Source organism: Romboutsia sp. 13368, assembly GCF_018336475.1.
GTDB lineage: Bacteria > Bacillota > Clostridia > Peptostreptococcales > Peptostreptococcaceae > Romboutsia.
Genome location: NZ_CP048741.1, coordinates 560745 through 561154 on the forward strand (window position 1 = coordinate 560745; position 410 = coordinate 561154).

General features: G+C 24.9%; 1 pseudogene. It reads left to right on the forward strand.

Features of this window, described 5'->3' with window-relative positions:
* Nucleotides 1-271: pseudogene (locus G3997_RS02325) on the forward strand (IS1595 family transposase); the annotation flags it as partial.
* Between the last annotated feature and the right edge of the window lie 139 nt (nt 272-410).

Consider the following 410-nt stretch of genomic DNA (forward strand, 5'->3'; position numbering starts at 1 on the left):
TAAACGAATAAAGACAGGYAAACATAAAGAAGGTATTTACCACATCCAACATATCAATAGTTTACATAGTAATTTGAAAAAATGGATGGGTAGATTTAATGGTGTTGCAAGTAAATATATTTCTAACTATATGCAATGGTTTAAGTGGTTAAGAATATTTGAAACTGATAGAGATTCTATTAAAACTAAGAATTTTATTGTACAAAGTAATGTGGCATATTCTTATACTAGAATAAAGGATTTTAAACTAANNNCATTACAGTTTATATAATTGGTAATAAATTGGTGAAAGTAATGCTATAATAAAAATAAGTACGCAATTGTTATATATTATGAAGATGTATTGTATAAAAAAGGGGTGGATAATTTGAGAAACGTTAAATTGGGGAATTTAATACCTATAATAACTA